The organism is Acinetobacter sp. 5862, assembly GCF_024494585.1.
Taxonomy (GTDB): Bacteria; Pseudomonadota; Gammaproteobacteria; order Pseudomonadales; family Moraxellaceae; genus Acinetobacter.
Genome location: NZ_JANHGP010000053.1, coordinates 102410 through 115525, shown reverse-complemented (window position 1 = coordinate 115525; position 13116 = coordinate 102410). Strand labels below are relative to the sequence as shown.

Annotated in this window: 11 protein-coding genes and 1 pseudogene; 5 read left to right on the top strand and 7 right to left on the bottom strand. The window is 39.0% G+C overall.

Annotated elements, in window-relative coordinates:
* Nucleotides 1-67: 67 nt before the first annotated feature.
* On the top strand, nt 68-325 hold the full coding sequence (locus NO346_RS10115) for a hypothetical protein (RefSeq protein WP_256415089.1): 258 nt from the start codon (nt 68-70) through the stop codon (nt 323-325).
* Nucleotides 326-375: 50 nt separating this feature from the next.
* Here the strand turns inward: NO346_RS10115 and metK are convergent, their stop codons facing one another.
* Complete coding sequence (metK, locus tag NO346_RS10110) at nt 376-1542, bottom strand: methionine adenosyltransferase (RefSeq protein WP_256415088.1); 1167 nt, start codon at nt 1540-1542, stop codon at nt 376-378.
* A 385-nt stretch (nt 1543-1927) separates the two neighbouring features.
* Here metK and tkt point away from each other — a divergent pair, with 385 nt between their 5' ends.
* Together tkt and NO346_RS10100 are read left to right on the top strand one after the other, a co-directional pair.
* Nucleotides 1928-3916 (top strand): transketolase, encoded by a 1989-nt coding sequence (gene tkt / locus NO346_RS10105; RefSeq protein WP_256415087.1) that lies wholly within the window; start codon nt 1928-1930, stop codon nt 3914-3916.
* Nucleotides 3917-4101: 185 nt separating this feature from the next.
* Nucleotides 4102-4374 (top strand): hypothetical protein, encoded by a 273-nt coding sequence (locus tag NO346_RS10100; RefSeq protein WP_256415086.1) that lies wholly within the window; start codon nt 4102-4104, stop codon nt 4372-4374.
* Nucleotides 4375-4544: 170 nt separating this feature from the next.
* On the opposite strand, the gene NO346_RS10095 is transcribed toward NO346_RS10100, so the two are convergent.
* On the bottom strand, nt 4545-4955 hold the full coding sequence (locus tag NO346_RS10095) for an OsmC family protein (protein ID WP_256415084.1): 411 nt from the start codon (nt 4953-4955) through the stop codon (nt 4545-4547).
* A gap of 227 nt (nt 4956-5182) precedes the next feature.
* Between NO346_RS10095 and NO346_RS10090 the strand changes: the two genes are divergently transcribed.
* The gene (locus NO346_RS10090; RefSeq protein ID WP_256415083.1) at nt 5183-5761 is read left to right on the top strand and encodes a YceI family protein; all 579 of its coding nucleotides are present in this window, start codon (nt 5183-5185) and stop codon (nt 5759-5761) included.
* A 123-nt stretch (nt 5762-5884) separates the two neighbouring features.
* On the opposite strand, the pseudogene NO346_RS10085 reads toward NO346_RS10090, so the two are convergent.
* Both NO346_RS10085 and NO346_RS10080 read right to left on the bottom strand, forming a co-directional pair.
* Nucleotides 5885-5998, bottom strand: a pseudogene (locus NO346_RS10085) (GNAT family N-acetyltransferase); the annotation flags it as partial.
* Nucleotides 5999-6034: 36 nt separating this feature from the next.
* Nucleotides 6035-6574 (bottom strand): lecithin retinol acyltransferase family protein, encoded by a 540-nt coding sequence (locus tag NO346_RS10080; protein WP_256415082.1) that lies wholly within the window; start codon nt 6572-6574, stop codon nt 6035-6037.
* A 165-nt stretch (nt 6575-6739) separates the two neighbouring features.
* Between NO346_RS10080 and NO346_RS10075 the strand changes: the two genes are divergently transcribed.
* Nucleotides 6740-7477 (top strand): phosphodiester glycosidase family protein, encoded by a 738-nt coding sequence (locus NO346_RS10075; protein WP_256415081.1) that lies wholly within the window; start codon nt 6740-6742, stop codon nt 7475-7477.
* A gap of 46 nt (nt 7478-7523) precedes the next feature.
* Here NO346_RS10075 and NO346_RS10070 read toward each other — a convergent pair whose 3' ends face one another.
* From NO346_RS10070 to putA, 3 genes are all read right to left on the bottom strand, one after another.
* Nucleotides 7524-7751: a hypothetical protein gene (locus NO346_RS10070; protein ID WP_256415080.1), complete on the bottom strand. Its 228-nt coding sequence runs from the start codon at nt 7749-7751 to the stop codon at nt 7524-7526.
* A 249-nt stretch (nt 7752-8000) separates the two neighbouring features.
* A complete protein-coding gene (trmA, locus tag NO346_RS10065; protein WP_256415079.1) occupies nt 8001-9086 on the bottom strand; it encodes a tRNA (uridine(54)-C5)-methyltransferase TrmA in 1086 nt (361 codons plus the stop codon).
* Nucleotides 9087-9298: 212 nt separating this feature from the next.
* Nucleotides 9299-13060 (bottom strand): trifunctional transcriptional regulator/proline dehydrogenase/L-glutamate gamma-semialdehyde dehydrogenase, encoded by a 3762-nt coding sequence (gene putA / locus NO346_RS10060; protein ID WP_256415078.1) that lies wholly within the window; start codon nt 13058-13060, stop codon nt 9299-9301.
* Between the last annotated feature and the right edge of the window lie 56 nt (nt 13061-13116).

The following is a 13116-nucleotide window of genomic DNA, read 5'->3' as shown; positions in this document are numbered from 1 at the left end:
GATTTTTTTTCTCATAGGATAAAAGTGAGACGAAAGAAATTGTTGTAAATAGTAAGTGGATGGAGGAATGATGTTATATCAATATCATTGCGCATGTTGTGACAAGGTAGTCGCTTCAACAGATAAGGAATGCCCTTATTGTGGTTCTCAGCATATTAGAAGTCCTTATGGTTTATGGGTGTTCTGTGTGGCTACATGTTTTGTAGTTGTACTTGTAATTAAGATGGTACATGTATATTCATTACATTATGAGGAAGATCAAACAACTCAGACAAGTTCTTTATTTGAAATGTTTAAACAAGATAGTGCTGAATCTAATAAATAATAATAAATAAAAAAGTTCGCAATTTGCGAACTTTTTTATAAGCGATAAACTTATAGTCCCGCAGCATCTTTAAGAACGTCGACTTTATCTGTCTTTTCCCAAGTAAATGCAGTGTCTGAACCCTCACGACCAAAGTGACCATAAGCAGCTGTCTGCTTATACATTGGCTGAATTAGGTTCAGCATACGAGTGATACCGTATGGACGTAAATCAAAGTGCTCACGAACCAATTGAATGATTAATTCGTCTGATACTTTACCTGTATTAAATGTATTGATTGAAATCGAAGTCGGTTCAGCAACACCAATTGCATAACTGACTTGGATTTCACATTTATCCGCTAAACCAGCTGCAACAATATTTTTTGCAACATAACGACCTGCATAGGCCGCAGAACGGTCAACTTTTGATGGATCTTTACCAGAGAAAGCACCGCCACCATGACGTGCCATGCCGCCATAAGTATCTACAATAATCTTACGACCAGTTAGACCACAGTCACCTACAGGACCACCAATCACAAACATACCTGTTGGATTGATATGGAATTTTGTACCTGCATGGAACATTTCAGCAGGAATAATCGGTTTTACGATTTCTTCAATCACAGCTTCTTTTAAGTTAGCTTGACTAATTTCAGGATCGTGCTGAGTTGAAAGTACCACAGCATCTAGACGAACTGGCAGACCATTTTCATAAGCAAATGTTACTTGGCTTTTTGCATCAGGGCGCAACCAAGGTAAAGCACCTGAACGGCGTAATTCTGCTTGACGCTCCATTAAACGATGCGCATAAGAAATTGGGGCAGGCATGAGTACGTCAGTTTCACGACTTGCATAACCGAACATTAAGCCTTGGTCACCAGCACCTTGATCTTCAGGTTTCTGGCGGTCAACACCTTGTGCAATCTCAGGAGATTGTTTACCGATCATATTGATCACGGCACAAGTTGAACCATCGAAACCTAAATCAGAATGATGATAGCCAATTCCATTGACGGTTTGACGCACAATTGCTTCAAAGTCGACATTTGCTGTCGTTGTAATTTCACCAGCAAGAACAACCGCACCTGTTTTTACTAATGTTTCACAAGCGACACGCGCATACGGGTCTTCTTTTAGGATTGCATCTAAAATAGCATCACTAATTTGGTCAGCCATTTTGTCTGGATGACCTTCGCTTACAGATTCTGAAGTAAAAACAGCATACTCGCGCATGAACGTCCTATCATGGTTATTTTCAAAAAGACAGAGTATGTTACATCGACTTGGCGGATAGGACTAGCATAAGCTGACTAAAATGCATGAATTTATTTCATTTTCATTGTGTTTTTATTGATATGTGTATCAGTAAAACTAATATTAATGCTTTAATTAATAAAGTTTTTCTGAATTGTAAATTTTCATATTGGAGTGAATGCATTTTAGTGGTTGTTTAGATGGTGAGCATTTATATAAAGAATTGTATTTGAATGATCAAAATATAAGAAATATCGTGTATTGCACTTTACCCCATCTTGTTTTTTTAAGACAATAGTCGCAGTTTTTGAAAGATGATTTCTCATCTTCTCTCATCTTATTTGATTTAATCGGATTCTGACTTATGACAACCCCTTTAAATGAACGTCGTATTGCAAATGCAATTCGTGTCTTGGCTATGGATGCTGTGCAACAAGCAAACTCAGGGCATCCTGGTGCTCCAATGGGGATGGCAGATATCGCTGACGTAGTTTGGCGCGAATTTTTAAATCATAACCCAAGTAACCCACAGTGGGCGAACCGCGACCGTTTTGTATTGTCAAATGGTCACGGCTCAATGTTGCAATATGCATTATTGCATTTGACAGGTTATGAGTTATCTATTGAAGATTTAAAACAATTCCGTCAATTACATTCTAAAACACCAGGTCACCCAGAATATGGCTACGCACCTGGTATCGAAACCACAACTGGTCCATTGGGTCAGGGCATTGCTAACGCAGTTGGTTTCGCTTTAGCTGAAAAAACTTTAGCTGCACAATTTAACAAAGATGGTTTAAACGTTGTTGATCACTTCACTTACTGCTTCTTGGGTGATGGCTGCTTGATGGAAGGTATTTCGCACGAAGTATGTTCACTTGCAGGTACTTTGGGTCTAGGTAAGTTGATTGCTTACTACGATGACAACGGGATTTCAATTGATGGTGAAGTAGAAGGCTGGTTCAGTGATGATACTGAACAACGTTTCAAAGCCTATGGTTGGCAAGTGCTTCGCGTAGATGGTCATGATGCTGATGCGATTCGTCAAGCAACTGTTGAAGCGAAAGCTGAAAGCAATAAGCCAACAATTATTATCTGTAAAACGATTATTGGTTTAGGTTCTCCGAATAAACAAGGCAAAGAAGATTGCCACGGTGCGCCATTGGGTAAAGACGAAATTGCTTTAACACGTGAAGCATTAGGTTGGAAAGAAGACGCATTTGTTATTCCTGAAGATGTATATGCAGCTTGGGACGCAAAAGCTAAGGGTCAAACTTCTGAAGCCGCTTGGAATGAATTGTTTGCTCAATACCAAGCAAAATATCCAACTGAAGCAGCTGAATTGTTACGTCGTATGAATGGTGATTTACCTGCGGAATTTGCAGCACAAGCCGATGCATTTATTGCTGAAACCAATGCAAAAGCTGAAACCATCGCAACTCGTAAAGCTAGCCAAAATACTTTACAGGCATTCGGTCCATTACTGCCTGAATTATTAGGTGGTTCTGCTGACTTGGCTGGCTCTAACTTAACACTTTGGAAAGGTTGCCAAGGCGTACAAGAAAATCCAGCGGGCAATTACGTGTATTACGGTGTTCGTGAATTCGGTATGACTGCAATTGCGAATGGTGTAGCTTTACACGGTGGTTTTGTTCCTTACGTTGCAACATTCTTAATGTTTATGGAATATGCACGTAATGCGGTACGTATGTCGGCATTGATGAAGCAACGTGTGATTCATGTTTATACACATGATTCGATCGGCTTGGGTGAAGATGGTCCAACGCATCAACCAATCGAACAAATTGCATCGTTACGCGGTACGCCAAACTTAAATACTTGGCGCCCATGTGACACAGTTGAAGCAGCAATTTCTTGGAAATCTGCGCTACAACGTAAAGATGGTCCAACAGCATTAATTTTCTCTCGTCAAAACTTGCCATTCCAAGCACGTAATGAAGCTCAAATTCAAAATGCTGCAAAAGGTGGTTATGTACTTGCAGAAGAAAAAGGTGAGTTGAAAGCAATCATTATTGCGACTGGTTCAGAAGTTTCATTGGCGATGGAAGCATATGCACAACTTGAAGGTGTGCGTGTCGTGTCTATGCCATGTGCTGAAGAGTTTATGAAGCAAGATGCTGCTTACCGTGAAGCTGTATTACCTGCACATATTCGTGCCCGTGTAGCGGTTGAAGCGGCTCATGTGGATTACTGGTGGAAGTTTGTTGGTTTAGACGGCAAAGTGATTGGTATGACCACTTACGGCGAATCTGCGCCAGCAAAAGACTTGTTCCAGTTCTTCGGTATTACCACTGAAGCGATTGTTGCTGCGGTTAAAGAATTGACTGCTTAATTGAATTAAGTGGTATAAAAAAGCGCTCTGATTCAGGGCGCTTTTTTTATGATGAGACACAGGAGTAATAAGAAAAATGAGACGATTTTCTTGGTTGAATAATATAGTTAATTAGTTTAATTAATTATATTGAATCTATATAACCTAATGAAAATATCAATAATCCGTCGGAGGAAAATAATAATATGAATTTATTGGAAGCTTTAGTACAGATAGAAAAATATTCTGAGGAAGAAACAATTTACTCAACAAAACCATGGACACTAAATTCAGAGACAATCATTATGATTGAACCAGATGAAGGGGGGCTCGAATTTACAGTGGATGGACGAGTATATAGTTACTTTCTAGAAATTTTCTTAGTTAAAGAGCTCTTAAGTGATTTAGCTGCAGAAAATTGCCTGTCTCTGGAAGGAAAGGTGCTTCGTATCATTCAATATGCTTATAATGATGCATAATTTTTTAAAAGCACACTAGCGAAAGTGTAGTTATCCTCAACTGAGACGACAATATTATTTAAACAAAGTTGATTCTAGGTCGCAATTCTAGACCGGTTTAAGCCTAACCTGTTCTTGTGAGGAGATGACTTGCTGAAACCTAAATTGACAACAAGTCTATTGATATAAGTTTACCCAATACTTAATTCACTCTGAATCGAAATATTTGAGGTCAATAACTTATGAATCGGGCAGCTTTCCGCAACTTTTAACAAACGTTTGTGCTGATCTTCGGTAAATTCACCTTTTAAGATAATTTTACGTTCAATATTATTGTGTCCTGATTCAGGTTCACCGTTCGGATTTAAGGCTAAATCGACCTGCACATGCTCAAGCTTGATGCCTTTATGGTTTGCATACATTTCCAGTGTAATGGTTGTGCACGCACCTAAAGCTGAAAGTAGCAGTTGAATTGGATTTGGTGCTGTATCTTGACCACCTTTATCTGTTGGTTCATCTGCATACCAAGTATGACCCGAAGAATCCGTAAGCGTAACACGATAAGGGGTTGGGGTATTTAGAGCTTGAACTGTATGAGTCATATTCTACCTTGTTGTATATCTTTAAGAATTTAAATCTAAATTTATCAATCGATCATGTTATTCCTCAGATCAATTGTCCACTACCTAATGGTCTTATGATAATTGTGTTTGATATGTGCTGTAACGTTTTTATTGTTGCACGGATGAAACATATCGTTTTATAAAGAATAGTGAATAAAAATACTTGATCTATAAACTATTGCTTATATCAAACAAGGATACGAAAAATGCAATTTAAAACATTAAGCCTCGGTTTATCAGTTGCCATTGCAAGTTCAGTTGCTTTGGCTGCCCCAGTCGATTATAAAATTGATCCAACCCATACAGCCACCGTGTTTAGCTGGAACCATTTTGGTTTCTCTACGCCGAGTGCAAACTTCACTGATATTCAAGGTACAATTAAAGTTGATAATGCAAAACCTTCAAATTCATCTGTAGAAGTGACGATCCCTTTAAGCAGCGTAAATACCAATGTTGTTGCTTTGGATAAAGAATTCCAAGAAGAAGCTTGGTTTAATGCTGCGAAATATCCAAACATTACTTTTAAAAGTACTAAAGTAGAAACCAAAGACAAGAAACACTTCAAAATTACAGGTAATTTAACCGTTAAAGGTGTGACTAAGCCGGTGGTATTGGATGCTGTGCTGAATAAACAAGGCGAGCATCCAATGGCGAAAGTACCTGCGATTGGCTTCAATGCAACAACAAGCTTTAACCGCTCTGCATTTGGTATCGGTAACTACGTGCCGAATGTTGGAGATAAGATCACTGTGAATATTACGACTGAAGCAACTGCTGCAAAGTAATATCAAACAAATCGTTAGATTGATAAAAAAAGCTCATGGAACTAATCCCTGAGCTTTTTTTAATTTTGCGTGTAGATTTGGTGTATTGATTCAATATTATGCTGTTGCGTTGAAAGCTTCGGCTTAAACAACGCTACCTGTTGGGATGGTTTTGGAGAAAGCAAGCACCTGAAAATATTCAGCAGGTACATTTTCTAAAACCAGTCTCGGATCCGCTTTAAAGCCAAATCTGCCATAAACGATAAATCATTAATCTGATAAAGCCTACGCGTTTTAATCTTTCGCCTGTTTTTCTTCTGGCAATAAATATTCAGGCATAGATTTCTTCGCTTGTCTGCGTAGCATCATTTTGATGTATAAAACAATTGCAAAACAAGCCGTCGCAATCGTTAACATGATGCTATTCATATAACTCATGATCGAACTAATATAACCAATGGTCGCAAGACGGCGTTGCATACGCTCAACCTGCGTGCTGGACTCAACACCTGTAATTGCCCATGTACATAAATGTTCGCAGTTATTGATAATCAAATGATACTGGTTTTCATGCATACGTGAACGCATACGTCTTACTACAGCTTTGGCCTTGTAGCGAGGGGATAGATAATTCTTGATATGGATTGTTTTGCCATGTGCAAAACGTTGCAGTGAGGTTGTTTCAATCGGACGTTTTTTAAAAATATGGGCAAAACCTGAATAATGAATAACTCGTCCACGACCTGCATAAATACCATGGTGACTATAGCCAAAGTGTTTAACAATTAGGTGCGCACCGAGAGGGAAATGTCGCTGTGTTTGCTGTATACTCATACAAGACTATTGTATTTACAGATGTATTTTAATCAAAAAATATGAATCTATCGAGTGCATTTAAAGACTCATTTATACGATTATGTGTGGAGATTGTATCTATTCTTTTTATGTTGAAATACATTGTGGGACAATGCGGTTAGTCGATTTGAACAATATTAAATTATGCTAAAAAAATGGTTTATAGCCGCATTGGTCAGTATTTGTATGTCTCATGTTTATGCGATGCAGCATCAAATAATTAAAGTAGACAATATTTCATACGATGTAATTAAAGTAGACCATTTACAGCAACTCAGACTTTTCCTAAAAGATCCAAAGAATGCTCGTTATTATCAAAAATTTGCTCATATCCAAAAAATGCTTCCAACATGTGAACAGTTAAGTTTTGCTATGAACGCAGGTATGTATCACCCTGATTTTCAACCTGTCGGTTTATATGTTGAGGAGGGTAAAGAAATTGTTGAACTTAATGAAGCGCAAGGATTTGGTAATTTTTTTATGCAACCAAATGGCGTGCTTGCATGGAATGATAAATATGCTGTAATTAAAACAACGACAGATTATAAATCCATGAGATTTAAGCCACGGTTTGCTACGCAGTCTGGACCAATGTTGGTTTATAAAGGCCAAGTAAATCGCCAATTTTTAGCAGATTCAAATTCTCTAAAAATAAGAAATGGAGTCGGTGTTAGAAATAATCAGTTGTACTTTGTGATTTCACAACAACGGGTCAATTTTTATCAGTTCGCACAATTTTTCAAGCAAAATTTAAAAATTGATAATGCGTTGTATCTGGATGGTTCAATTTCAAGTTTATATTTATCCAAAACTAAACGTCAGGACAAGACTTTTAATTTAGGTCCAATCGTTGCTGAAATTGCTCAAGTGAATTGTAATTAATCAACTTCTCATCTTCTAGGCATTAGAAGATGAGAAGCGTTTATTTTTATTGAATTGGCGTTTTGATAAGAGCAAGAAGCTCTTTACGGCTATAGCCTCGGGAAATGAGAACTTTCTTTATACCTTTAATCACATCTTCATCTGTCGCTTTGACTAAAGCATCCAGTAGTTGTTCATTTGATTTGCAAGAACAATCATTTTCAACGCAAGAGGTTTGGTTCTTGTGTTCATTATATTGCTGATCTGCATTCAACAATTTTTGCCAAAAACTCATAGAGCCTTCATATACAACCTAACATAGATCGAAATATAGTCACTTTAAAATAAATTACAAGTCAGCTTAAGTGATAAAAGCAGCAGTTGATCTTCAGTTTTTTCGATGATTCTTTTTGTTTCTAACGAAATTATGACAGTTGAATGACTTGATCTTTGAAAAACATCATTTTTTCTAGTAAAAACTTTAAATAAAAATAGAGAGTTATGAGAACTCTCTATTTTTAATGGTTACTTTGCAATAATTTGTTTAAATCTTTTCGAGCAATACACCAGATTCCACATGATGAGTAAAAGGGAATTGATCGAACATCGCAAATTTTATAATACGATGTGTTTGACTGAGTGTTTTTAAATTATCGTGTAAGGTATCTGGGTTGCATGAAATATAAAGAATACGCTCAAAACCCTGTAGTAATTTCAGTGTTTCATCATCAATGCCTGCACGCGGTGGATCGACAAATACCGTGTCAAAGTCGTAGCTTTGAATGTCGATCTGAGCTTCCTGCAAACGTCTAAATTCACGTTCACCTTGATACGCCTGAGTAAACTCTTCGGCAGATAAACGCGCCACCTGAATATTCTCAATCTGATTTTGCTCAATGTTCCATTGCGCTGCGTAGACTGAAGATTTAGCAAGTTCAGTTGCAAGGACACGTTTAAATTTCAAAGAGAGTGGTAGAGTAAAGTTACCATTACCACAGTACAATTCTAATAGGTCTTTCTCAGAGCTTTCAGCAGCATCACAAGCCCACTCCAACATATGTTGGCACACTTTTGCATTGGGTTGTGTAAAGCTACTTTCAATTTGTTTGTATTTAAAAGTACGACCATGAACATTGAGTTGTTCAACCACGTAGTCGTCACCAATAATCACTTTTTGGCCACGGCTACGCCCCATAATTTTAATCTTCAGCTTTTCTGCTAAAGCTTTCGCAGCGATTTCCCAATCTGCATCTAAACGGCGATGATAAATTAAAGTCACCAACATTTCTCCGCTCAATGTGGCGAGGAAATCAGCTTCAAAAATACGTTGCGATAAAATAGGAATTGCTTTTAATTCTTCTAATAAACGTGGCATCAAATCATTGATGCTTTGATCTGCGATAGGAAACTCATCAACTCGTATAACTTCTTTTTGTTTACCATCTTCAGCACGTTCAAACATGGCATAGAACAAATCATTTTCGGTATGCCAGAGACGAAATTCTGCACGCATACGAAAATGTTGCTCAGGTGATTGAAATACTTCTAAAGCAGGGGGATTGAACGGTGCAAATTGTGCGGTGATTCGTTCAACTTTCTCTTGAAGTTGCTGTTGGTAAGATACGGTCATAAAAAGAAAGCTACAGCTGAAATCTAAAGCCGAATGGTATCAAAAAAGCAGTTAAAGGTGCAGGGAAATTATGATTATCCCTGATTTAAACGAATTAGTTTTATTTAAATGATCGTAGGGAAGTTTTTGCTGAAATCCATTTGCTTCAAAGCTAGAAAATAAAAACCCGAACCATGTAAACATGATTCGGGCTAGGAGATTGAAGACTTAAATTAGTCTTCAGATAAAGTCATCAAGCTTGCATTGCCACCTGCTGCTGCCGTATTCACACTGATTGCACGTTCGATAACAAGACGTTCTAAAGGAATCTGCTCATCTTTCTTGAGATGAGTAATGCCCACGATTGCTCCAGAACGGTTCGCAACTTTAGTTTGCAAATCTTGTAACTGTTCAACAGAACCATGATGAAGCACTGCATCAAACGCATCTTTTTCAACACTTGAAATCACAGTGATTGCATCTAAGACATCTTTTGGTAAAGACGCTTTGTGTTTTACTAAGAATGCATTGTCTTTCAACACAGCAGCAGTACTACTGACGGAGAAAATTGCAAGTAACTGTTGTAACTGGCTCGCTTCATCATCTGCGATAGAAAGCACACGATGACGAGGTAAGATAATATATTGATTGCTTTCGCCTGTTGGGCCTTGCAACTCGTAGAATTTACCAACACCAAATGCTGGAATTTTCGGAATTGCGTGAGGCATGTTTTGTTTAGCCCAAGTCAACAAGTTCTGGTAAGCAACATTTGATACAGCATCAAAGTTAGAGATTTCAGCTTTCACTGCAAATGGGGTTGCCAATACTTTCTCTGAACAATGTTCCATCAAACGGTACATATACAGAGGACCACCCGCTTTCGGACCAGTACCAGATAGGCCCTCACCACCAAATGGTTGAACGCCTACCACAGCACCAACGATGTTTCGGTTGATATATAAGTTACCCACTTCAGCACGTTGGATGACAGTATTAATCGTTTCATCAATACGTGTGTGTAGACCCATCGTTAAGCCGTAGCCTTTTGCATTGATGCGATCAATCAATTGCTCAAGTTCACCATATTTATAGGTAATGATGTGCAAGACCGGACCAAATACTTCACGCTCTAAATCATCAAGCTTTGGTAATTCAATCGCTGTTGGCGGAACGAAAGTACCTTGTGTAAGTGCCTGTTGGCTTGCAGCATCGTTAAACATCAATTGATGAACAGGGTAGCCCTTAGATTTCATCTTTTGAATGTGCGTATCGATGGTTTGTTTCGCTTCAATATCGATAACAGGGCCAATGTCAGTTTTTAAGATTGCAGGGTTGCCTACGATCAACTGCTGCATTGCGCCTTTCAACATTTTAATCACAGTTGCAGCACTGTCTTCTTGCACACATAAGATACGAAGTGCAGAACAACGTTGACCAGCACTGTCAAATGCAGAGCTTACAACATCGAGAACGACTTGTTCAGTGAGTGCAGAAGAATCGACGATCATCGCATTTTGACCACCTGTTTCCGCGATGAGCGGAATCGGTTGACCATTTGGAGATAAACGTTTTGCCACAGTTTTTTGCAAGATTTTTGCAACTTCTGTCGAACCCGTAAACATAATGCCTTGAATGCGATCATCTTGGCTAAGTTGAGCACCAACAGTTTCACCACGACCCGGCAGAAGTTGAACAACGCCGTGTGGCACACCAGCTTCCCAAAGCATTTGAACGGCTTGTGCTGCAATGAGTGGTGTTTGTTCTGCAGGTTTGGCAATCACACAGTTACCACTGACCAATGCAGCAGCAATTTGACCAGAGAAAATCGCAAGAGGGAAGTTCCATGGGCTAATACACAAGACTGTACCTAATGGCTTTACTTGTGCATTTGCAGGCAAGTTTTCGATTTGTGTCGCGTAGTAACGCAAGAAATCAACGGCTTCACGAACTTCTGCAATCGCATTGGCATAAGTTTTACCACTTTCACGGCAAAGTAATACCATCAATTCTTGGATGCGAGCTTCCATCAAATCTGCAGCGCGTTTTAAGCAAGCTGCACGTTCAACTTTATCTGCTGCAGCCCAGCTTTGTTCAGCTTGTACCGCTGCTTCTAATGCCAGTTGTACATCCGCACTAGTCGCTTCATTCACATGACCGACAATTTCACTATTTTGTGCAGGGTTTGTAATTGCAATCACATTACTTTGATCGTGAACAGTTGATTCAAATCCAAGTAAAGGCGCACTTTTCCAAATATGGCTACGGAGTTTTTGTGCTGTTGTATCTAATGCAGCTAAAGGCTGGTCGTTATTTAAATCAAAACCACTTGAGTTCGGACGTAATGGGTAAAGATCATGCGGAAGTGGAATCGCAGGATGTTTTAAGCCAATCTGACCTTCATCTTTCGCAGCAGTTTGAATATCTTTAATTGGAGACTGAATTAAGTCTTCAACTTTTAATGTCTTGTCTGCAATACGGTTTACGAATGAGGTATTTGCACCATTTTCAAGTAAACGACGTACCAAGTAAGCGAGTAAAGTTTCATGGTTACCCACTGGCGCATAGACGCGGCATGGTACACCAAGTTTATTGTCTGCTTTTGAACCTACAACTTGCTCATACAAAGGTTCGCCCATACCGTGTAGGCATTGGAACTCATATTGACCTGGATAATATTTGCTTGGGTCTGCAAGTGTATAAATCGTTGCAAGTGATTGTGCATTGTGCGTTGCAAATTGCGGATAGACTTGATCTGGTGCAGCAAGAAGCTTTTTCGCACAAGCAATGTATGACAAATCAGTGTGAACTTTACGAGTAAACACAGGGTAGTCAGTCATGCCGTCAATTTGCGCTTTCTTGATTTCGCTATCCCAATATGCACCTTTCACCAAACGGATCATCAGGCGTTTGTTACTGCGTTTTGCAAGATCAACGATATAATCAACCACGTAGAAACAACGTTTCTGATAAGCCTGAATAACGAAACCAATGCCTTTCCAATTCGCAAGTTTTGGTTCGAAACATAAACGCTCAAGCAATTCGAGTGAAATTTCTAAACGTTCAGATTCTTCAGCATCGATGTTTAAGCCGATGTCATATTGTTTTGCTAAGCATGCAAGTTCGAAAACTTTGTTGTAAAGCTCATGATGTACACGATCAATTTGCGCACGTTGGTAACGTGGGTGTAAAGCAGAGAGCTTAATCGAGATACCAGGACCTTCATAAACACCACGCCCGTTTGATGCTTTACCAATGGCATGAATCGCTTGAGTGTAATCGTTATAATAACGCTCAGCATCATGATCAGTTAGCGCAGCTTCACCGAGCATATCGTATGAATAGCGGAAACCTTTGTGTTCAAATGGTTTTGCATGTTCAAGTGCTTCTTCGATGGTTTCACCCGTAACGAATTGCTCACCCATCATACGCATCGCGACATCAACCGCTTTACGAATGATGCCACGTCCACTGCGAGCGAGAAGACCTGTTAAAATACTGGATAAGCTGGTTTGTTTAGGTGTTTCCATTAACTTGCCAGTCAGCATTAAACCCCAAGCAGCGGCATTTACGAACATCAGATTACTTTGACCCAAATGCTCTTTCCAATTGCCTTGGTTAATTTTGTCACGAATGAGTAAATCACGTGTTGCTGTATCTGGAATACGAAGTAATGCTTCTGCCAAACACATCAATGCCACACCTTCTTGTGAAGAAAGTGAGAACTCTTGGAGTAAACCTTGAACAATACCCGCTTTTCCAGCCGAGCTTTTACGTTCACGTAAATTATGTGCAAGACTGAATGCTAATTCATAAATTTTTTGATCAAGATCAGGAGAAATATCTGCTGATTCTGCAAGTTGTTTAACCGCTTCATGCTCAGCACGTCGCCAAGCTGTATTAATGCGTTGCTCAAACTCACTTTTTTCTTTAAATTCGGTGATATAACCGTTTGTGTGAGCTGTGTCCATTTGTGCAGGAGTATCCAATGTATTCATACTAAATTCCAATAACAATCTCTAGAACATATTGAGTAGAGAGGTTTAGATAATTT

Coding starts and splice junctions, on each gene's coding strand:
- NO346_RS10115 (WP_256415089.1), top strand. CDS start 68: ATGATGTTATATCAATATCATTGCGCATGTTGTGACAAGGTAGTCGCT.
- metK (WP_256415088.1), bottom strand. CDS start 1,542: ATGCGCGAGTATGCTGTTTTTACTTCAGAATCTGTAAGCGAAGGTCAT.
- tkt (WP_256415087.1), top strand. CDS start 1,928: ATGACAACCCCTTTAAATGAACGTCGTATTGCAAATGCAATTCGTGTC.
- NO346_RS10100 (WP_256415086.1), top strand. CDS start 4,102: ATGAATTTATTGGAAGCTTTAGTACAGATAGAAAAATATTCTGAGGAA.
- NO346_RS10095 (WP_256415084.1), bottom strand. CDS start 4,955: ATGACTCATACAGTTCAAGCTCTAAATACCCCAACCCCTTATCGTGTT.
- NO346_RS10090 (WP_256415083.1), top strand. CDS start 5,183: ATGCAATTTAAAACATTAAGCCTCGGTTTATCAGTTGCCATTGCAAGT.
- NO346_RS10080 (WP_256415082.1), bottom strand. CDS start 6,574: ATGAGTATACAGCAAACACAGCGACATTTCCCTCTCGGTGCGCACCTA.
- NO346_RS10075 (WP_256415081.1), top strand. CDS start 6,740: ATGCTAAAAAAATGGTTTATAGCCGCATTGGTCAGTATTTGTATGTCT.
- NO346_RS10070 (WP_256415080.1), bottom strand. CDS start 7,751: ATGAGTTTTTGGCAAAAATTGTTGAATGCAGATCAGCAATATAATGAA.
- trmA (WP_256415079.1), bottom strand. CDS start 9,086: ATGACCGTATCTTACCAACAGCAACTTCAAGAGAAAGTTGAACGAATC.
- putA (WP_256415078.1), bottom strand. CDS start 13,060: ATGAATACATTGGATACTCCTGCACAAATGGACACAGCTCACACAAAC.